Here is an 18008-nt window from a genome sequence, read left to right on the forward strand (position 1 = left end):
GGTGGGGAACATTCTCCATGGGCCTGTGCTGGACGACATCCCGGCCTGCGCCATCCACTCTAACCTGCAAAGGAGACCCCGATGTCGATTACGCTGGAAGAAAAATCGCGGATCATGAAGGAATTCGCAACCAAGGAAGGCGACACCGGATCGCCGGAAGTTCAGGTTGCTGTTCTGAGTTCGCGCATCGCGACCCTGACCGAACACTTCAAGACCCACAAGAAAGACAACCATGGCCGCCGCGGCCTGCTCAAGATGGTTGCTCAGCGCCGCAAGCTGCTGGACTATGTCAAGCGCAAGGATGAGGCGCGCTACCAGGACCTGATCAAACGTCTGGGCCTGCGCCGCTAATCCGCGTCCCGATCCAAGCCCCCGTCGCGAGGGTTGGAATCAATCGAGACGGAATCAAACGCCCGCCAGGATTTGGCGGGCGTTTTTGCGTTTGAAGCCAGAACGGCGGAGTGCCAGGCCATCCTGAGAATAGCAAAAGGCCCCGACGCATCACGCCGGAGCCCTTTCGAAAATCAGGTGGCCCGATCAGCCCTTGGAGAACTCCGGATAGGCTTCCATGCCCAGTTCCGCCATGTCGAGACCGTTGATTTCTTCCTCTTCGCCGACGCGGATACCCATGACTGCCTTGAGGATGAGCCATGCAACCGCCGAGGTCACGACCACGAACACACCAACCACGAGGATCGCATAAAGCTGGGTGATCAGCGACGCATCGGAATTGGTAAAGACCACCGCAATCGTACCCCAGATGCCCGCGAACAGGTGGACCGGGATCGCGCCGACCACATCGTCGATCTTGAGCTTGTCGAGGAACGGCACCGCAAAGACCACGATCACACCGCCGACTGCACCGATCAGCGTCGCGGAAAACAGCGACGGGGTCAGCGGTTCGGCGGTGATCGACACCAGGCCGGCAAGCGCACCGTTCAGGATCATGGTGAGGTCGGGCTTCTTGTAGAGCAGCTGGGTCAGGATCAGCGCCGCCACCGCTCCTGCCGCCGCGGCCGCGTTGGTGTTGGCAAGAATGCGGCTGATGTCAGCGACATTTCCGGCTGTATCCATGTAAAGCTGCGAGCCGCCATTGAACCCGAACCAGCCCATCCACAGGATGAACGTCCCCAGAGTGGCCAGCGCCAGGTTGGAACCGGGGATCGGAATCACGCGACCCTCCTTGCTGTATTTCCCGATGCGCGGACCAAGGATCAGCGCGCCGGTCAACGCCGCCCAGCCACCGACCGAGTGAACCACGGTGGAGCCGGCGAAATCAAGGAAGCCGGCTTCGTCAAGGAAACCACCGCCCCATTTCCAGCTGGCCTGGATCGGGTAGATCAGCGCGGTCAGGATCACCACGAAGATCAGGAACGGCCACAGCTTGATGCGCTCGGCCAGCGCACCGGACACGATCGACGCGGTCGCCGCACAGAACATCAGCTGAAAGAAGAAGTCAGAGCCAACCGACGCATAGGTGAGATCCGGCTCGGCCCCGGCCAGCCCGACCGGTTCGAGGCTTGTCAGGGAAAACGCCCCGAGCATACCCGGAATCGACCAGCCATCGCCCGGATACATCAGGTTATAGCCGATCACGAAATAAAAGATCGCCGCCAGCGAGAACAGCGCCATGTTCTTGGTCAGCTGCATGGTGACGTTCTTGGAGCGCACCAGCCCGGCTTCGAGCATCGCGAACCCCGCCGCCATCCAGAACACCAGCACGCCCATGACGATGAACATGAATGTGGTCAGGATAAAGCCGATATCGGCATTGGTCGGCGTCACATCCGCCTCCTGCGCCAGCCCCAGCGACGGCAACGCGACGAGCGCGGCTGCTGTGGCAATCGTTTTGGTCGGTGTCATTGTGTCAATTCCCCTTTTCCGCCGCGGTATCACAGCGCTTCTTCGTTGATTTCGCCGGTGCGCACGCGAATGGCCTGCTCCACGTCGAGAACGAAAATCTTGCCGTCCCCGATCTTGCCGGTCTTGGCGGTCTTGGTGATGGTCTCGACGACCTGGTCCGCCATGGCCGCGCTGACAACGAGTTCAAGTTTGATCTTGGGCACGAAATTCACCGCGTATTCCGCGCCGCGATAGATTTCGGTATGGCCGGATTGCGATCCAAAGCCCTTGATTTCGGTCACCATCATGCCGCGCACCCCGGATTCGGTCAGCGCCTCGCGCACCTCTTCCAGCTTGAACGGCTTGATTGTCGCTATGATGAGTTTCACCTCGATCCCTTTCCTTTGCAGGCTCCCTGCGTACAGACACCCGGAGCAAAACGCCGCGATGCAGCGTTGCAAATGGTTTGGACGTGCAAACCGGGTGGCAAACGTGGAAAGATGCACAATTTTTGCACTAAATTTGGCAAGTGACCAATTTTTCATCAGTTAAGAAAGGGCATATCCCGGTCAATCGGAGGCTCAACAAACCGTCCCGGTGCATGTAATGTCGCCCCAAACACAAAGGCCGGGCAGGGCTGAGCATGACCAACAAAACACCTCGCAAGCCGCCATTGGTGGCCGACAAACGCTATCCCTCGGGACAGCGGAAAACCCGCAAGACCACCGCGACCAAGACGCGGAAAGCCCCGGCAAAGGCCAAACCGGCACCCCGCAAGCGCAAGACAACCCGCCGCAAGGCCAGCGGTGGCGGCGGTATCGTCGGGCTGTTTCGGCGGCTGATCCGGTGGGTTCTGCGGCTGATCTGGGGCATCACCTGGCGGGTCGGCTCGGTGGTCTGCCTGATCATCGCGCTGTGGGTCGGCTATATCTATACGACGCTGCCGGATGTGACCCAGCTGCTCGATGGGCGCGCGCGCGGGTCGGTCACCATGCTCGACCGCAACGGCGATGTGTTTGCCTGGCGCGGCGATCAGTTCGGCGGCGTGATCACCACCGAGACGGTTTCATCCAACCTGCACAACGCCATTGTCGCAACCGAGGACAAGCGGTTTTACCGCCATTTCGGTGTCAGCCCGCGCGGCATTGCCAGCGCTGTGCGCATCAACCTGAGCGAAGGGCGCGGCCCCTTGTCCGGCCACGGCGGATCGACCATTACCCAGCAAACCGCCAAGCTGCTGTGCCTGGGCGATCCCTATGACCCGGCATCGGGCCTGTCCGAAGCGGAATACGAGGCCGATTGCCGACGCGGCACCATCCAGCGCAAGATCAAGGAAGCGGTGTTTGCCCTGGCCATGGAGGCCAAGTATTCCAAGGACGAAATCCTGACGATTTACATGAACCGGGCCTTCCTGGGTGCCGGCGCGCGCGGTTTCGAGGCGGCAAGCCAACGCTATTTCGGCAAATCCGCATCCAAGGTTTCCCCCGCCGAGGCGGCAATGCTCGCCGGGTTGCTGGTGGCTCCGACGCGCTATGCCCCCACCAACAGCCTGACCCGGTCGCAAAACCGCGCGACGGTGATCGTGGGGCTGATGGAAGATCAGGGATACCTGAGTGCCGCGCAAGCCAAAGAGGCGCGCGACCATCCTGCACAGCTCTCGAAAGCGGCGGCAGAGCGCGCCGGCGGTTACTTCGCCGATTGGGTCATGGCCGCCGGGCCCGAGTATTTCACCCGCAACACCACCGAAGACGTCATCATCCGCACCACGCTGGACCGGCGGCTTCAGGCGGCGGCGGAAGAGGCGATGCAATACGTGTTCGAGAACAAGGTCCGGGCGGGGTCCAAAGCCGAGGCGGCGATTGTCGTGATGTCGGCGGATGGTGCGGTGCGCGCCATTGTCGGCGGGCGCGAAACCAAGGTTGCCGGCGCGTTCAACCGCGCGGTTCAGGCCAAGCGCCAGACCGGCTCGGCGTTCAAGCCCTTTGTCTACGGGGCGGCGCTGGATCTTGGCTACTCGCCGCTGGACACGGTGATAGACGAACCGTTCTGCATGAACATTCCCGGTTCCGGGCAATGGTGCCCCAAGAACTATACCAAGAATTACAAGGGGCGGGTGACGCTTGCGGATGCGCTAAAGGACTCGCTCAACATTCCGGCGGTCAAGGTTTCCGAGCGGGTCGGACGCGAGCTCGTGCGGCAGGTTGCCAGCCAGTTCGGGCTTGAAAGCGACCTGGCGGCGGGACCGGCGCTGGCGCTTGGTGCCTCGGAAAGCACGCTGATCGAGATGACCGGGGCCTATGCGGGCATCCTGAATGGCGGCTCGGCGGTGACCCCCTATGGGTTGACCGAATTGAAACTTCTGGGCGAGCGCGACGCGCTCATGGGCACCGAGGGCGGGATCGGCGAACGCGTGATCCAGACCAAGGCCGCCGAGGAGTTGATCTGGATGATGGAAAAAGTGGTTTCCGAAGGCTCGGGACGGCGCGCGAAACTGCCGAATTGGCAAGCCGCCGGCAAGACCGGCACAACCCAGGCGGCGCGCGATGCCTGGTTCATCGGCTTTACCTCGCAATATGTCGCCGGCGTCTGGATGGGTTATGACGACAATACGCCCCTGAGCGGCGTCACCGGCGGCGGGCTGCCAGCCGAGATCTGGCACGAGACAATGGTCCGGGTGCATCAGGGGCTCGAGCCGACCCCGCTGCCGATGCGTGCCCCGGCGGGCCCGGTTGAGAACCGCGACGGCGGGGCACCCCGCCAGGGCGGCTCGGGCGGGACCGGCCTTGGCGGTGTCGTCGACAAGGTATTGCGCGACATTTTCGGCGGTGGCGGCGGCCGCAACCAGCGGCCACAGGATTTCAACGACAGATAGGCGGGCCGCCGCCTATCCCAGCTTGGAGATATCCGCCGTCAGCTGGTCGATATTGCCCTTGCGCCGATCGAGCATCGCACCGATTTCGGTGCGCTCGGTCAGCAGCAGGTTCACGCCCTCGATGAACATGTTGAAGAACTTGTCACGACCGGATTTGTCGGACACGAGGAAAGTTACCTCAAAAGGAGCCTCGCCGCGCAGCTTGGCAATGCTGCGGATCTCATAACCGCTCTTGATCTTGCGAGTCGCGGTCACTTCGACCGTGCCGCCGATGAACTCGCGGAACCGCCGGCCGTATTTGCGGGCGATATAGCCCTGGAACGCCTTGGTGAAGGCGTTCAGCTGTGCCCGGCTGGCCGAACGGGCATCGGCGCCAAGCGCGTAGCGTGCCATGATCGGCACATCGGCGAACTTGACGAAAATGCGTTCGAAATCACGGATCATCGCGGCCTCGGACTTGCCCGAGGCAATCACGTTGTTGATCTCGCCAACCAGTTGGTCAACCAGCTTGCGGGCCCCTGCCTCGGTCAGTGCCAGCGCCGGCATCGGCAGCGCCGCAAGACCGGCAAAGGCCACAGCCGATCCGAGAAAGCTGCGGCGCATCAGGGGTTTATTCGGCATAGGGGTCTGCATAGGGATCCTCGTATGGGTCGGTGTCGGATGTTGCATAGGGGTCTACATAGGTATCGCCACTGTTGCCTTCCAGTTCAAACCGGCGATTCTGCAAATAGATCACGCGCGCGACCGCATAGCTGTCTTCGCTCTCATACAGGATAGAATCGATGGTATCCGAATACCTGCCCCGCGCGCTGAGCCGTTCCACGGCATTGGCGTAAAAGCCGACATTCTCGATGGGGCGCGTGGGCGCGAAGGTCAGCGGGTTGGTAAAGAAATCGACAAAAACGCCAACCGAATCGCGCTGTGTCGACGGGCCAAAGAACGGCAGTTCGATATAGGCCCCCTCTCCGACCCCCCAGGCGGCCAGGGTCGCGCCGAAATCGGTTTCTGTCACCGGGATGCCGAACTCGGAAGCGGGGTCGGCGAGACCGGCGAATCCGATGGTCGTGTTCATTAGGAACCGGCCGATCGAAATGCCCGCCTGCTTGAAATCCCCTTGCAGAAGATAGTTCGCGGCATCCCCCGGTTCGGACAGATTGGCGGCGAAACTGTTGAAACTGTCTTCGATCGGATCCGGGATGATATTCGTGTAACCTTTTGCAGCAGGACGGAAAAACAGCTTATCTACGCCAAGGTTGAACTGGTGGACCTTGCGGTTGTTGTTTTCGTATGGGTCAAACGGCACGGCGCTGTCACGCTCGCCGGGGTTGCGAACCGTGCAGGCCGACATCAGGGACAGGCAGAGACCGGCAACAATCAGGGTCTGAGCGCGCAGGGGCAAGGTCATGAAATTCGCGTCCGTCTTCAGTGTGAAGTATTCAAGTGGGCAACTGACTAATGCAAACAGGGTAGGTTCACACTCGGTCCAACTTCACTTAATGAAATTGTGGCAGTTTGGGAACAGGCCATGTCGGCGCTGCGCATGATCACGCTGCCCATGGGCCGATCGATGTACCAACAGGACGGGGCAGATTTCCGATGATGACAAAGCCGGGCCGCGACGAACTCCGCAAGGCACGCCGGCAAGGGCGTACGCTGTATTGGGTTGTCGGCATCTTCAGCTTTTTCGCCAACCTGCTGATGCTGACCGGGCCGCTTTACATGTTGCAGGTCTATGACCGCGTCCTGGGCAGCCGGTCCGAGGAAACGCTGGTCGCGCTGTCGCTGCTGGTGGCGTTTCTCTATGGCGTGATGGGGGTGCTGGATTACAGCCGGGGCCGCATCATGGCGCGGGTCGGGGCGCGGTTCCAGTCGGCGCTGGATCACCGTGTCTTTGACGCCATGGTACGCCGCTCCGCCGTTGCCCCCGACCCGGCCGCGCAAACCGGTCTGTCCGATCTGGAGGCGGTGCAGCGGCTGATTTCGTCGCCGGTGCTCATGGCGGCGTTCGACCTGCCCTGGACACCGATCTTCCTCGCGGGGATCATCCTGTTTCACCCCTGGCTCGGGATGCTGGCCCTGGGTGGCGGCGCGATCCTGATCCTGATCACGCTATTGAACCAATTGTTCTCGCGCCGCCCGCAGATGCAGGCCAATTCCGCCACCCACCGGGCCTCGATGCTGTCGGACGAGATTCGCAACGAGGCCGAGATGATCCAGAGCATGGGGATGCGGGGCGCGGCGTTCGAGCGGTGGAAATCGGCGCGCGATGCCTCGCTCAAGGAGAGCATCGGAGCAAATGACGTGGGCGGCACGTTCACCTCGATGACCAAGACGCTGCGGCTGTTCCTGCAATCCGCCATGCTGGGCCTGGGTGCCTATCTGGTATTGCAGAACGAGGTCACGGCGGGCGCGATGATCGCCGCGTCGATCTTGCTGGGCCGCGCGCTGGCCCCGATCGAACTGGCCATCGGCCAATGGGCGCTGGTTCAGCGCGCCTCAAAGGGCTGGAACACGCTTGCCGACCTGTTGGAAAAGGTCCCGCCGGAAGCGCAGCGCACCGAGTTGCCCGCGCCCAAGGCGCGGCTGGACGTGCAGGCGCTTACCATCGTGCCGCCCGGCGATACCCGCGCCTCGCTCAAGACGGTGAATTTTCGTGTCGAACCGGGCCAGGCCGTGGGCGTGATCGGGCCGTCCGGATCGGGCAAATCCACGCTTGCGCGGGCCCTGACCGGTGTCTGGCGGCCCGCTGGCGGCACCATTCGCCTGGACGGTGCATCGCTTGACCAATACGCGCCCGACGATCTGGGACGGTATATCGGCTACCTGCCCCAGCGGGTGCAGCTGTTTGACGGAACCATCGCGGCCAATATCGCCCGGCTTAGCGACAACCCCGACAGCAAGGCGGTCGTCGCCGCCGCCAAGAAGGCCGATGCCCATGACATGATCGTCAAGCTGCCCGATGGCTATGACACCCGCGTGGCGGCGGGGGGCGGGCGGCTGTCCGGCGGACAGATGCAGCGTATCGGGCTGGCCCGTGCGCTATACGGAGATCCGGTCATCGTGATTCTGGACGAACCCAACTCGAACCTCGACAACGAAGGCTCGATGGCGCTGAACAAGGCAATTCGCGACCACAAGGCGGCGGGTGGATCGGTTCTGATCATGGCGCACCGGCCGGCGGCGATCCAGGAATGTGACACCCTGCTGGTGATGGATAACGGCACCCGCGCCGCCTTTGGCCCCAAGGACAAGGTGTTGCAGGAGATGGTCGCCAACCACGAACAACTCAAGAAATCGCCGTCCATGGGAGGGGTCCAATGAGCGCGAACACATGGTCGGCGCGCAGGCCGGTTCTGTTTGGCCTGTTCGGGTTGCTGCTGCTGGTGGGCGGCTTTGGGACATGGTCGGTTGTGTCCAACATCGCCGGGGCGATCATCGCTCCGGGGCGGCTGGAGGTCGACCGTAATCGCCAGGTGGTCCAGCATCCCGATGGCGGCGTGGTTGCGGAAATCCTGGTGGATGAGGGCGACAGCGTGATCGAGGGCGCGGTGCTGATCCGCCTGGATTCCAAGCTGCTCACATCGGACCTGCTGATTGCCGAGGGCCAGCTGTTTGAGCTCATGGCCCGTCGCGGGCGGCTCGAAGCCGAACGCGATGGTGCCGATACGATCACCTTTGACCCGGTCTTGACCGAGGCCGCCGCGATCCGCCCCGAGGTCAGCGGACTGATCGAAGGGCAGGAACGGCTCTTTACCGCGCGCCGGGAATCGACCGCCAAGGAATCCGAACAGCTGGAAAAACGCCGCGGGCAAATCCAGGACCAGATCAAGGGCATCCGCGCGCAGCAGGAATCGCTCAAACGCCAGCTCAGCCTGATCGGCAAGGAGCTCGACAACCAGAAATCGCTGCTGGATCGCGGGCTTGCACAGGCGGGCACGGTGTTGAACCTGGAACGGTCCGCCGCCGATCTTGACGGCACCCTGGGCGAGCTCATTGCGTCCGAGGCGCAGGCCGAGGGCCGCATCACCGAGATCGACATCGAGGTTCTGAAGCTGGACACCACGCAGCGCGAAGAGGCGATCACCCGCCTGCGCGACCTGCAATACCGCGAGCTGGAACTGGCCGAGCAGCGCCGCTCGCTGATCGAGCGGCTGAACCGGCTGGACATCACCGCCCCGGTATCCGGGATCGTCTATGATCTTCAGGTCCAGACGCCGCGTTCGGTCATCCGCCCCGCCGATCCGGTGCTGTATCTGGTGCCGCAGGATCGTCCGCTGGTGATTGCCGCGCGTGTCGAGCCGATCCATATCGACAAGATTTTCCTCGGCCAGCCGGTGACTCTGCGGTTTTCCGCGCTGGATCAGCGGGAAACGCCGGAACTGTTCGGAACGGTCACCCATGTTTCGGCGGACGCGTTCGAGGATACCAACAGCCGCGCGTCGTTCTATCGTGCCGAGATCATGCTGGAGGAGGGCCAGCAGGACAGGTTGCCCGAGGGTACGATCCTGATACCCGGCATGCCGGTCGAAACCTTTATCCGCACCGATGCGCGCACGCCGCTCGCCTATCTGGTCAAACCCCTGGCGGACTATTTCACCAAGGCATTCCGCGAATCCTGAGTTGGGGCTTTTCGCCGCCGCCGAACCCGGCTAGCGTCCGCGCGAAACGCGACTCCAGAGGGGATCAGACATGAGCATCCAAGACAAACTCGCCGAACTTGGCGTGACATTGCCAGACGCGCCCGCACCGGCGGCGAACTATGTCCCGTTCGTGACAATGGGCGACATCGTCTATGTTTCGGGCCAGATCTCCAATGATGCAAACGGCCTGATCCTGGGCAAGCTGGGCGATACGATGGATGTCGAGGCCGGTGCCGCGGCGGCGCGGGCCTGCGCGATCAACCTGCTGGCACAGGTCAGGGCCGCCTGTGACGGTGATCTTGACCGGCTGGTGCGGGTGGTCAAGCTGACCGCCTTTGTCAACTCGACCGATGATTTCACCGACCAGCCCAAGGTGGTGAACGGTGCATCCGATTTCCTGGTCGAGGCACTGGGCGACGCGGGGCGGCATTCGCGCTCGGCCGTGTCCGCGGCGGCGCTGCCCTTGGGGGTTGCGGTGGAAATCGAAGGCACTTTCCAGATCAAATGACCCCTGCCCTGCCCGGCGTGTTCACAAGAACACCCATCGCACACCGTGCGTTGCACGACATCTCGGATGGGCGCCCGGAAAACAGCCGCGCGGCGATCCGCGCGGCCATCGCCGCGGGATACGGCATCGAGGTCGACCTGCAACTGACCAACGATGCGCAGGCGCTGGTGTTTCACGACTATGACCTGGGCCGCCTGACCGGACAATCCGGCCCGGTGCGCGGGCTGAGCCGGGAGCAGGCGCGCAGCGTGGCGCTCCGGCATGGCGACGGCGAAACCATACCGACCCTGTCCGAGATCGTCGCCCTGGTCGATGGGCAGGTGCCGCTGCTGATCGAAATCAAGGATCAGGATGGAGCCATGGGCACGGCGATCGGCCCGCTGGAACAGGCCACGGTGGCGGCGCTGCGCGGATATTTCGGCCCGGTTGCGGTGATGTCTTTCAATCCGCACAGCGTTGCCAGGATGGCCGAACTGGCCCCCGATCTGCCACGCGGGCTGGTCACCAGCGGCTATGACCCGGCGGAATGGCCCTTGCCCGTCGCGACCTGTGAACGGCTGCGGCAGATCCCGGATTTCGACAGCTGCGGGGCCAGCTTCATCAGCCACGAAAAGGCGGATCTCGAAAACCCCCGCGTTGCAGAGCTGCGCGCGGACGGGGTGCCGGTCCTGTGCTGGACGGTTCGCTCGCCCAGCGAAGAGGCAGAGGCGCGGTGCCATGCCGACAATGTGACCTTTGAACGGTATCTGGCACCGCTTGCGGGTTAATCCGGCGATTGACGGGCCCAGATAAAGGTCACGCACGAGGAACAGATGGACCAGGCACAGATCGAAATCCAGGTGATTGGCGCCCTGTCGCAGATCGCGCCCGAGGATTGGGACGGCTGCGCCTGTCCCGAAACGGCGGATGGCGGCCGCCCGATCGATCCGTTCACCACCCATCGCTTTCTGTCCGCTCTGGAAGACTCGGGCTCGGTCGGGCGCGGCACCGGCTGGCAGCCGCAATACCTGACCGCCTATCTTGACGGGATGCTGATCGCCTGCGCGCCGCTCTATGCCAAATCGCATTCGCAGGGCGAATATATTTTCGACCACAACTGGGCTCATGCCTATGAACGGGCGGGCGGGAACTATTATCCCAAACTCCAGATCGCCGTGCCGCACACCCCGGCGACCGGTCGCCGGTTCCTGGTGCGACCGGGATACGAAGAAATCGGCCAGTCGGCCCTGGTACAGGGCGCAGTACAGCTGACGGCGGACAACCAGCTGTCCTCGCTGCACGTGACCTTTTGCACCAAGGAGGAAGCCGCCGCCGGTGAAAAGATGGGATTGATGGCCCGCGCCAGCCAACAGTTCCACTGGCTGAACGACGGCTATGGCGATTTCGACGGCTTTCTCGCCAGCCTGTCGTCACGCAAGCGCAAGAACATCCGCAAGGAGCGCGCGCAGGCCAATGGCTTTGGCGGCACCATCCACGTTCTGAGCGGCGATCAGATCAGGGCCGAACACTGGGACGCGTTCTGGACGTTCTACCAGGACACAGGTGCGCGCAAGTGGGGGTCTCCGTATCTGACCCGGCGGTTCTTCGATCTGGCGCAGGACCATCTGCGCGACGATCTCGCGCTGGTGCTGGCCGAACGCGAGGGCCGCTGGGTTGCGGGCGCGCTGAACGTGATTGGCCGGGATACGCTCTTTGGGCGCTATTGGGGCTGTATTGAACATCACCCCTGCCTGCATTTCGAACTGTGCTATTATCGGGCCATCGATCTTGCCATCGCGCGGGGCATGACGCGGGTCGAGGCCGGGGCGCAGGGAGAACACAAGCTGGCGCGCGGCTATTTGCCGACCCAGACCCACAGCCTGCACTGGGTCGCGGATCCGGGCTTTGCCGAGGCGATCGCCAATTACCTCGAGGCCGAGCGAAACGCGGTCGAGGAAGAGATCGAAGTGCTGACCGAATATGGCCCGTTCAGGAAACCACAGGTGGAGGAACAGCAATGACCGAGAAACTGTCAGACGAGGCACGCGGACCGCTGCTTGATCCGCTCTTCAAGACCGGCTGGACCATGGTCGAGGGCCGCGACGCCATCGCCAAGAAATTTGTCTTCAAGAACTTCATCGATGCCTTCGGCTGGATGACCCGCGTGGCGATCTGGGCGGAGAAATGGGACCACCACCCGGAATGGAGCAATGTCTACAAGACCGTGAACGTGGTGCTGACCACACATGATGTCGACGGGCTGAGCGCGCAGGACGCCAAGCTTGCCCGCAAGATGGACAGCCTGGTCTGAGCGCGCAAAGGATCAGCGTCGGCCCACACCGTTGGCATAGGACATTGCGGCGGCGTTGAACATCGCGGTGAACTCGGGCGCAGTCACGTAACCCTTTTGCGTGTCGATCCCACCCGGCACCCGCGCGGGATTCTTGCCCGGCAGCACGACCGTCTGACGTGTGCCATCATAGTCGAAACACCGATTGGCCCAGCAGTTGCGCCCATCCACCAGCGCGATATCGGCGACCCCATGCGCGCCAGACGTTGCATTGTCCGGCATCTCGCAGGCCGCAACGACACACAGAACCGGGGCAAGTCGAAACAGGTTGGTCATGACGTTCCCGCTTGGTCAGAATCAAGAGCGCGAGCCGGCCGCGCGGGCGATCACCGGGACCATCCCCCGGTGATCGCCAGGTCGTTACATGGAGGCCAGCAGCCCCTCGCCGCCGGAAACCTCGCAGACGCCCGGGTTTTCCTCGGCCTGCAGCAGCGTGACGCTGCCATCTTCGACCAGCATCGCATAGCGGCGCGAGCGCGCGATCAGCCCGGCGGGCGGGGCGTCAAAATCCATGCCGATTGCCTTGGTGAACGCGCTTTCGGGATCGGACAGCATGGTCAGGCCGGCCGCTTCGGCACCGGTGGCTTCGCCCCAGGCCTTCATCACGAAGGGGTCATTCACCGAGACACAGATGATCTCGTCGACTCCCTTGCCGTCGAACTCGGCCTTGGTGCGGATAAAGCTGGGCACATGCGCGGAATGGCAGGTCGGCGTAAAGGCGCCGGGAACCGCGAAGATCACGACTTTGCGCCCCTTGGTCTTGTCCGCGAGCGACACCGCTTCGGGCCCCTCTGCGCCCATCGCGACCAATGTTGCCTCGGGCAGTTTTTCTCCGGTGGAAATCGTCATGCTGCGTCCCTTTCTGAAATTTCATTTGCGCCAGTGACACATTTAGGATTTGTGAGCAACGGGACAAGCACTTGCAAGGGGCGATGTAGACAGATGAGCCATATCGTTGTGATCGGAGCGGGCCAGGCCGGGGCATCGCTGGTGGCAAAGCTGCGCAATAGCGGGTTTGACGGTGCGCTGACCCTGATCGGAGCCGAACCCGCCCCGCCCTATCAGCGCCCACCGCTCAGCAAGGCCTATCTGCTTGGCGACATGGAGCTGGAACGCCTGTATCTGCGCCCCGAGAGCTTTTACGCGGACCAGGATATTGCCTTGCGCACCGCGGCGACAGTCACGGGGATCGATCCGGCGGCCAAGACGGTGGCCGTCGGTGACGAGGTGATTGCCTATGATCAACTCGCGCTCACCACCGGGTCCGATCCGCGCCGGTTGCCTGCCGCGATCGGGGGCGATCTTGAAGGGGTCCATGTGGTGCGCACGCTTGCGGATGTCGACGCGATGGCCCCCGCAGTCACCAAGGGCGCGCGCGCGTTGATCGTGGGCGGCGGCTATATCGGACTGGAAGCGGCGGCGGTTGCCGCCAAGCGCGGCGTAAAGGTGACGCTGGTCGAGATGGCGGACCGCATCCTGCAACGGGTGGCGGCACCGGAAACCAGCGACTATTTCCGCAACCTGCACAGCGGCCACGGGGTCGAAATCCGCGAGGGGATCGGGCTTGATCGCCTGACCGGGGCAGACGGCCGGGTCACTGGCGCGGTCCTGAGCGATGGCAGCGAGATTGCGCTTGATTTCGTGATCGTCGGGGTCGGCATCACCCCCTCGACCACATTGGCCGAATTGGCCGGGCTGACCATCGACAACGGCATCGCGGTCAACGCGTTGGGCCAGACCTCGGACCCGTCGATCTGGGCGGCGGGCGATTGCGCATCCTTTCCCCATGCCGGTGGGCGCATCCGCCTTGAGAGCGTGCCAAATGCCATCGACCAGGCGGAATGCGTCGCGGAAAACATGCTCGGCGCGGCAAAACCCTATGTCCCGAAACCGTGGTTCTGGTCGGATCAGTATGATGTGAAGCTCCAGATTGCCGGGCTGAACACCGGCTATGACCGCGTTGTCACGCACCAAGGAGACAAGGGCGCTGTGTCGTTCTGGTATTATGCGGCCGACAGATTGCTGGCGGTGGACGCGATGAACGATCCGCGCGGTTACATGATCGGAAAGCGGCTGATCGAGGCCGGGAAATCCCCCGCACCCGACGACATTGCCAACCCCGAAACCGACCTGAAATCGCTGCTGCGCCCGTGAGGATCATCGCGGGACGCTTTCGTGGGCGGGCGCTGGCCTCGGTCGGCAAGGGCGACAGCGCGGCGCATCTGCGCCCCACCACGGACCGGGTGCGCGAAAGCCTGTTCAACGTGCTGGCCCATCGTCACGACCTTGAGGGCGCACGGGTGCTCGACCTGTTTGCCGGCACCGGCGCGCTCGGCCTAGAAGCATTGTCACGTGGCGCGGCGCATGTCACGTTTGTCGATGACGGGCGCGTCGCCGGGCACCTGATCCGCAAGAATATCGACCTGACCGAAAGCGGCGAACAAACCGATCTGCTGCGCCGGGATGCGACGCGGCTCGGCCCCTGCCCCGGCACGGCTTGCGACCTCGTGTTCCTTGATCCCCCCTATGGCAAAGCCCTTGGGCAAAAGGCCCTCGCCACCGCGCAGGACGGTGGCTGGATCGCGCCCGGAGCGTTGATCGTCTGGGAAGAAAGCGCATCGATGACGCCCCCCCACGGCTATGCGCAGATCGACACCCGGAAATACGGCGATACGCATGTGACCCTGCTACGGGCCTCTGACGGCACGGAATGACCGCGCGGGTCAGCTGTCGTAGGTCGGGTGGAAACGCCCCGAAGGCGACGGTGTAAAGATCTCGAACCCGTCCGCCGTCACGCCGATGGAATGCTCGAACTGCGCCGACAGGGACTTGTCCCGCGTCACAGCCGTCCAGTCATCGGCGAGGGTCTTGGTTTCCGGTCGGCCCAGATTGACCATCGGTTCGATGGTAAAGAACATGCCCTCTTCCAGCGTCGCGCCGGTTCCCGGACGGCCATAATGCAGCACGTTGGGCGGCGCGTGAAACACCCGGCCCAGCCCGTGCCCGCAAAAATCGCGCACAACGCTCATGCGATGCGCCTCGACATAGGTCTGGATGGCGTGGCCGATGTCACCGAACGTATTGCCCGGTCTGACGATCTCGATCCCCTTCATCAGCGCGTCATGGGTGACCTGAATCAGGCGCTCGGCCTTGCGCGGCAGCTTGCCCGCGACATACATCCGGCTGGTATCCCCGAACCAGCCATCGACGATCACCGTCACATCGATGTTCAGAATATCGCCATCCTTGAGCTTCTTGTCGCCGGGAATGCCGTGGCACACCACGTGGTTGACCGAGATACAGCTAGCATGCTCGTATCCCTTGTAGCCGATCGTGGCCGATTTCGCCCCCGCCTCTTCGACCATTCGGGTGATCGCCGCATCGATGGCGCCGGTGGTTTGTCCGACAAAAACATGGTCACGGATGTCATCCAGGATCCGCGCCGCCAATGCGCCCGCAGCATGCATTCCGTCGAAATCGGAGCGATCGTAAATTCGGATGCCATCCTTGGTCAGACGGCCGCGCAGCTCGTTATTCACCGTTGACTCCATATTTGTTGACTTACCATACACTTAATACCCCACGCGCAAAAGTGCCAGTGGGGGTCAAATCAGAACTGCGACAGGCTGTCCCAGGTCAATGTCCTGCGGCGTGATCCTTGTGCCGAAACACAGGGTTTCAACGCCCCGGTCGCGGGCGGCGTCATAGGCCGTAGCATAGTCCGGGTCAATATCGCGGGCGAGGTCAAACCCCGTGCAATCGGTGCGTTGAACCAGGTACAGCATCACCGCCCGATGGCCCTGCGCCGCCACGCGGGACAGTTCCACAAGGTGTTTCGCGCCGCGTTTGGTCACCGAATCCGGGAACTCGGCAAGCCCCGGCTGGCGACACAATGTCACGCTCTTGACCTCGACATAGGCATCACGCAGGCCCGGTTGGCTCAGCAGGAAGTCAATCCGGCTCGACTCACCGTATCTGACCTCGGGGCGCACCGTCTGGTAGGCGGCGAGCCCCTCGACCTGTCCGGCGATCAACGCCGCGCGCAGGGCGCGATTGGGCACCGAGGTATCCACGCCGGTAAAATGGCCGTTCTCGTGATCCACCAGCCGCCAGCCGAATTTCAGCTTTTTGCGCGGATCGTCATTGGGTTCGAGCCAGACCTTCTGGCCCGGCTGCGCCAGCCCCAACATCGAGCCGGGATTGGCGCAATGGGCGGTGATTTCGCGACCGTCCTCCAACCGGCAATCGGCCAGAAAGCGTTTGTAGCGGCGGATCAGACGGGCGGGAACAAGAGGGGTTTCAAAGCGCATGGCCAAGGGCCTATACCTGCAGGCGCAACCATTCAAGCGAGGCATGCCATGGCAAATCCTACCGCCGCGATGCTGGTGATCGGCGATGAAATCCTGTCAGGGCGCACGCGCGATTCGAACATGCATTTCCTGGCCGGCGAGCTGACCAAGAACGGCATCGACCTGAAACAGGTGCGCGTTGTCAGCGATGACCGGGACGCGATCATCGATGCCACCCGCGCCCTGTCCGAAACCCACGATGTAGTGTTCACCAGCGGTGGCATCGGGCCGACCCATGACGACATCACGGCGGATTGCATCGCCGCCGCGTTTGGCGCGACGATCGATGTTCGTGATGACGCCCGCAAGATACTTGAGGATCACTACGAAAAGAGCGGGCTGGAGCTGAACGCCGCGCGGCTGCGCATGGCCCGCATTCCAGAGGGGGCGCAGCTGATCGACAACCCGGTGTCCCGCGCGCCGGGCTTTACCTTGGGCAACGTTCACGTCATGGCCGGTGTCCCGCAGGTGTTCCAGGCGATGGTTGCCAGCGTCCTGCCCACCCTGACCGGCGGCGCGCCGCTGCTGAGCCAGAGCCTGCAGGTGTTTCGCGGAGAAGGAGACATTGCCGAGACCCTGTCGCAATTTGCCGCGCGCTTTGCCGACCTGTCGATCGGCTGCTATCCGTTTCAGAAAGACGGGGTATTTGGCGCGAATATCGTCATTCGCGGTCAGGATGGCACGCGGGTGGACAGCGCGATGACCCAGCTATCGAAGGTGTTGCTCGCATGAACACAGCGCAACCATCATGGTACGATGTGATTGACGGCACCTGGCCCGCCGCGCGGGTCCGGCGGCATGGCGTCTGGACGCTCCGCGAGGGGCAAGGCGGCGGCAGCCGCGTATCGGCGACGACCCTGGGCCAACCCGGTGCGGATTTTGGCACCGCTGACCTTGACAGCGCGCAAGCGGCGATGCGTGACATGGGGCAGCCCCGGATCTTCATGATCCGCCAGGGGGAAACTGCCCTTGACCAGGCGCTGGAGCAACGCGGCTATCTGCTCAGGGATCCGGTCACGATCTATGCCTGCCCCCCGGCACAGTTGATGGATGAACCGATACCGCGCGTCACCGTGTTCTCGCTGTGGGAACCGCTGGCGATCATGCGTGAAATCTGGGCCACCGGCGGGATCGGCCCGGCACGCCTTGCGATCATGCAACGCGCCAATGGCCCAAAGACCGGCTTTCTGGGCCGTCACCGGGACAAGCCCGCCGGAACCGCCTATGCGGCGATCCATGATGGCGTCGCGATGGTGCATGCGGTCGAAATCCTGGCGCATCAACGGCGCAGCGGCATGGGTCGATGGATCATGCGTGCCGCCGCGTTCTGGGCCGCCGAGCAGGGCGCGCAAACCCTGTCGGTGATGTGCACGGTCGAGAATACCGCCGCCAACGCGCTGTACCGGTCCCTCGGAATGCAGCCCGTTGCACAGTATCACTATCGACATCTGCCAGAGGGAGCCTGAGC

Annotated in this window: 20 protein-coding genes; 12 read left to right on the forward strand and 8 right to left on the reverse strand. The window is 63.1% G+C overall.

Annotation, left to right across the window (positions count from 1 at the left end; all coding sequences use genetic code 11):
• The first annotated feature begins 81 nt into the window (after window positions 1-81).
• Entirely contained in the window at window positions 82-351 is a 270-nt protein-coding gene (gene rpsO / locus ACP15R_RS06910; RefSeq protein ID WP_369953691.1) for a 30S ribosomal protein S15, read from the forward strand.
• Window positions 352-537: 186 nt separating this feature from the next.
• On the opposite strand, the gene ACP15R_RS06915 is transcribed toward rpsO, so the two are convergent.
• Both ACP15R_RS06915 and ACP15R_RS06920 read right to left on the reverse strand, forming a co-directional pair.
• The gene (locus ACP15R_RS06915; RefSeq protein WP_424985659.1) at window positions 538-1863 is read right to left on the reverse strand and encodes an ammonium transporter; all 1326 of its coding nucleotides are present in this window, start codon (window positions 1861-1863) and stop codon (window positions 538-540) included.
• A 29-nt stretch (window positions 1864-1892) separates the two neighbouring features.
• Window positions 1893-2231 carry a P-II family nitrogen regulator gene (locus ACP15R_RS06920; RefSeq protein WP_424985660.1) on the reverse strand — a complete coding sequence of 113 codons (339 nt, stop codon included), beginning with the start codon at window positions 2229-2231 and terminating at the stop codon, window positions 1893-1895.
• Between the two features lie 254 nt (window positions 2232-2485).
• Here ACP15R_RS06920 and ACP15R_RS06925 point away from each other — a divergent pair, with 254 nt between their 5' ends.
• Window positions 2486-4714: a transglycosylase domain-containing protein gene (locus ACP15R_RS06925; RefSeq protein WP_424985661.1), complete on the forward strand. Its 2229-nt coding sequence runs from the start codon at window positions 2486-2488 to the stop codon at window positions 4712-4714.
• A gap of 12 nt (window positions 4715-4726) precedes the next feature.
• On the opposite strand, the gene ACP15R_RS06930 is transcribed toward ACP15R_RS06925, so the two are convergent.
• Both ACP15R_RS06930 and ACP15R_RS06935 read right to left on the reverse strand, forming a co-directional pair.
• Window positions 4727-5335: an MlaC/ttg2D family ABC transporter substrate-binding protein gene (locus ACP15R_RS06930; protein ID WP_424985662.1), complete on the reverse strand. Its 609-nt coding sequence runs from the start codon at window positions 5333-5335 to the stop codon at window positions 4727-4729.
• The gene (locus ACP15R_RS06935; protein WP_424985663.1) at window positions 5325-6119 is read right to left on the reverse strand and encodes an MlaA family lipoprotein; all 795 of its coding nucleotides are present in this window, start codon (window positions 6117-6119) and stop codon (window positions 5325-5327) included. The genes ACP15R_RS06930 and ACP15R_RS06935 overlap by 11 nt, the downstream gene beginning before the upstream one ends.
• A 191-nt stretch (window positions 6120-6310) precedes the next feature.
• Between ACP15R_RS06935 and ACP15R_RS06940 the strand changes: the two genes are divergently transcribed.
• The 6 genes from ACP15R_RS06940 to ACP15R_RS06965 all read left to right on the forward strand — a co-directional run bounded on the left by ACP15R_RS06940 (window position 6311) and on the right by ACP15R_RS06965 (window position 12152).
• Entirely contained in the window at window positions 6311-8035 is a 1725-nt protein-coding gene (locus tag ACP15R_RS06940; RefSeq protein ID WP_424985664.1) for a type I secretion system permease/ATPase, read from the forward strand.
• The gene (locus ACP15R_RS06945) at window positions 8032-9333 is read left to right on the forward strand and encodes an HlyD family type I secretion periplasmic adaptor subunit (RefSeq protein WP_424985665.1); all 1302 of its coding nucleotides are present in this window, start codon (window positions 8032-8034) and stop codon (window positions 9331-9333) included. Before ACP15R_RS06940 ends, ACP15R_RS06945 begins: the two co-directional genes overlap by 4 nt.
• Window positions 9334-9403: 70 nt before the next feature.
• Window positions 9404-9862 carry a RidA family protein gene (locus tag ACP15R_RS06950; RefSeq protein ID WP_424985666.1) on the forward strand — a complete coding sequence of 153 codons (459 nt, stop codon included), beginning with the start codon at window positions 9404-9406 and terminating at the stop codon, window positions 9860-9862.
• Window positions 9859-10629, forward strand: coding sequence for a glycerophosphodiester phosphodiesterase family protein (locus ACP15R_RS06955; RefSeq protein WP_424985667.1), 771 nt, complete (start codon window positions 9859-9861; stop codon window positions 10627-10629). Before ACP15R_RS06950 ends, ACP15R_RS06955 begins: the two co-directional genes overlap by 4 nt.
• 45 nt (window positions 10630-10674) lie before the next feature.
• Window positions 10675-11862 (forward strand): GNAT family N-acetyltransferase, encoded by a 1188-nt coding sequence (locus ACP15R_RS06960; protein ID WP_424985668.1) that lies wholly within the window; start codon window positions 10675-10677, stop codon window positions 11860-11862.
• The gene (locus ACP15R_RS06965) at window positions 11859-12152 is read left to right on the forward strand and encodes a 4a-hydroxytetrahydrobiopterin dehydratase (protein WP_424985669.1); all 294 of its coding nucleotides are present in this window, start codon (window positions 11859-11861) and stop codon (window positions 12150-12152) included. Before ACP15R_RS06960 ends, ACP15R_RS06965 begins: the two co-directional genes overlap by 4 nt.
• A gap of 12 nt (window positions 12153-12164) precedes the next feature.
• Here ACP15R_RS06965 and ACP15R_RS06970 read toward each other — a convergent pair whose 3' ends face one another.
• Both ACP15R_RS06970 and ACP15R_RS06975 read right to left on the reverse strand, forming a co-directional pair.
• Window positions 12165-12467, reverse strand: a complete 303-nt coding sequence (locus ACP15R_RS06970; protein WP_424985670.1) for a hypothetical protein — start codon at window positions 12465-12467, stop codon at window positions 12165-12167.
• Window positions 12468-12551: 84 nt separating this feature from the next.
• The gene (locus tag ACP15R_RS06975) at window positions 12552-13040 is read right to left on the reverse strand and encodes a peroxiredoxin (RefSeq protein WP_424985671.1); all 489 of its coding nucleotides are present in this window, start codon (window positions 13038-13040) and stop codon (window positions 12552-12554) included.
• Between the two features lie 93 nt (window positions 13041-13133).
• Here ACP15R_RS06975 and ACP15R_RS06980 point away from each other — a divergent pair, with 93 nt between their 5' ends.
• On the forward strand, window positions 13134-14345 hold the full coding sequence (locus tag ACP15R_RS06980) for an NAD(P)/FAD-dependent oxidoreductase (protein WP_424985672.1): 1212 nt from the start codon (window positions 13134-13136) through the stop codon (window positions 14343-14345).
• The gene (rsmD, locus tag ACP15R_RS06985) at window positions 14342-14905 is read left to right on the forward strand and encodes a 16S rRNA (guanine(966)-N(2))-methyltransferase RsmD (protein WP_424985673.1); all 564 of its coding nucleotides are present in this window, start codon (window positions 14342-14344) and stop codon (window positions 14903-14905) included. The genes ACP15R_RS06980 and rsmD overlap by 4 nt, the downstream gene beginning before the upstream one ends.
• Before the next feature lie 9 nt (window positions 14906-14914).
• On the opposite strand, the gene map is transcribed toward rsmD, so the two are convergent.
• Both map and sfsA read right to left on the reverse strand, forming a co-directional pair.
• On the reverse strand, window positions 14915-15730 hold the full coding sequence (gene map / locus ACP15R_RS06990; RefSeq protein ID WP_424985674.1) for a type I methionyl aminopeptidase: 816 nt from the start codon (window positions 15728-15730) through the stop codon (window positions 14915-14917).
• Window positions 15731-15796: 66 nt separating this feature from the next.
• On the reverse strand, window positions 15797-16501 hold the full coding sequence (gene sfsA / locus ACP15R_RS06995; RefSeq protein WP_424985675.1) for a DNA/RNA nuclease SfsA: 705 nt from the start codon (window positions 16499-16501) through the stop codon (window positions 15797-15799).
• Between the two features lie 48 nt (window positions 16502-16549).
• Here sfsA and ACP15R_RS07000 point away from each other — a divergent pair, with 48 nt between their 5' ends.
• Window positions 16550-17272, forward strand: a complete 723-nt coding sequence (locus ACP15R_RS07000; RefSeq protein ID WP_424985676.1) for a competence/damage-inducible protein A — start codon at window positions 16550-16552, stop codon at window positions 17270-17272.
• On the forward strand, window positions 17269-18006 hold the full coding sequence (locus ACP15R_RS07005) for a GNAT family N-acetyltransferase (protein WP_424985677.1): 738 nt from the start codon (window positions 17269-17271) through the stop codon (window positions 18004-18006). Before ACP15R_RS07000 ends, ACP15R_RS07005 begins: the two co-directional genes overlap by 4 nt.
• Window positions 18007-18008 lie beyond the last annotated feature (2 nt).

It is taken from the genome of Microbulbifer sp. S227A, assembly GCF_049800935.1.

Coding starts and splice junctions, on each gene's coding strand:
- rpsO (WP_369953691.1), top strand. CDS start 82: ATGTCGATTACGCTGGAAGAAAAATCGCGGATCATGAAGGAATTCGCA.
- ACP15R_RS06915 (WP_424985659.1), bottom strand. CDS start 1,863: ATGACACCGACCAAAACGATTGCCACAGCAGCCGCGCTCGTCGCGTTG.
- ACP15R_RS06925 (WP_424985661.1), top strand. CDS start 2,486: ATGACCAACAAAACACCTCGCAAGCCGCCATTGGTGGCCGACAAACGC.
- ACP15R_RS06930 (WP_424985662.1), bottom strand. CDS start 5,335: ATGCCGAATAAACCCCTGATGCGCCGCAGCTTTCTCGGATCGGCTGTG.
- ACP15R_RS06935 (WP_424985663.1), bottom strand. CDS start 6,119: ATGACCTTGCCCCTGCGCGCTCAGACCCTGATTGTTGCCGGTCTCTGC.
- ACP15R_RS06940 (WP_424985664.1), top strand. CDS start 6,311: ATGATGACAAAGCCGGGCCGCGACGAACTCCGCAAGGCACGCCGGCAA.
- ACP15R_RS06945 (WP_424985665.1), top strand. CDS start 8,032: ATGAGCGCGAACACATGGTCGGCGCGCAGGCCGGTTCTGTTTGGCCTG.
- ACP15R_RS06950 (WP_424985666.1), top strand. CDS start 9,404: ATGAGCATCCAAGACAAACTCGCCGAACTTGGCGTGACATTGCCAGAC.
- ACP15R_RS06955 (WP_424985667.1), top strand. CDS start 9,859: ATGACCCCTGCCCTGCCCGGCGTGTTCACAAGAACACCCATCGCACAC.
- ACP15R_RS06960 (WP_424985668.1), top strand. CDS start 10,675: ATGGACCAGGCACAGATCGAAATCCAGGTGATTGGCGCCCTGTCGCAG.
- ACP15R_RS06965 (WP_424985669.1), top strand. CDS start 11,859: ATGACCGAGAAACTGTCAGACGAGGCACGCGGACCGCTGCTTGATCCG.
- ACP15R_RS06970 (WP_424985670.1), bottom strand. CDS start 12,467: ATGACCAACCTGTTTCGACTTGCCCCGGTTCTGTGTGTCGTTGCGGCC.
- ACP15R_RS06975 (WP_424985671.1), bottom strand. CDS start 13,040: ATGACGATTTCCACCGGAGAAAAACTGCCCGAGGCAACATTGGTCGCG.
- ACP15R_RS06980 (WP_424985672.1), top strand. CDS start 13,134: ATGAGCCATATCGTTGTGATCGGAGCGGGCCAGGCCGGGGCATCGCTG.
- sfsA (WP_424985675.1), bottom strand. CDS start 16,501: ATGCGCTTTGAAACCCCTCTTGTTCCCGCCCGTCTGATCCGCCGCTAC.
- ACP15R_RS07000 (WP_424985676.1), top strand. CDS start 16,550: ATGGCAAATCCTACCGCCGCGATGCTGGTGATCGGCGATGAAATCCTG.
- ACP15R_RS07005 (WP_424985677.1), top strand. CDS start 17,269: ATGAACACAGCGCAACCATCATGGTACGATGTGATTGACGGCACCTGG.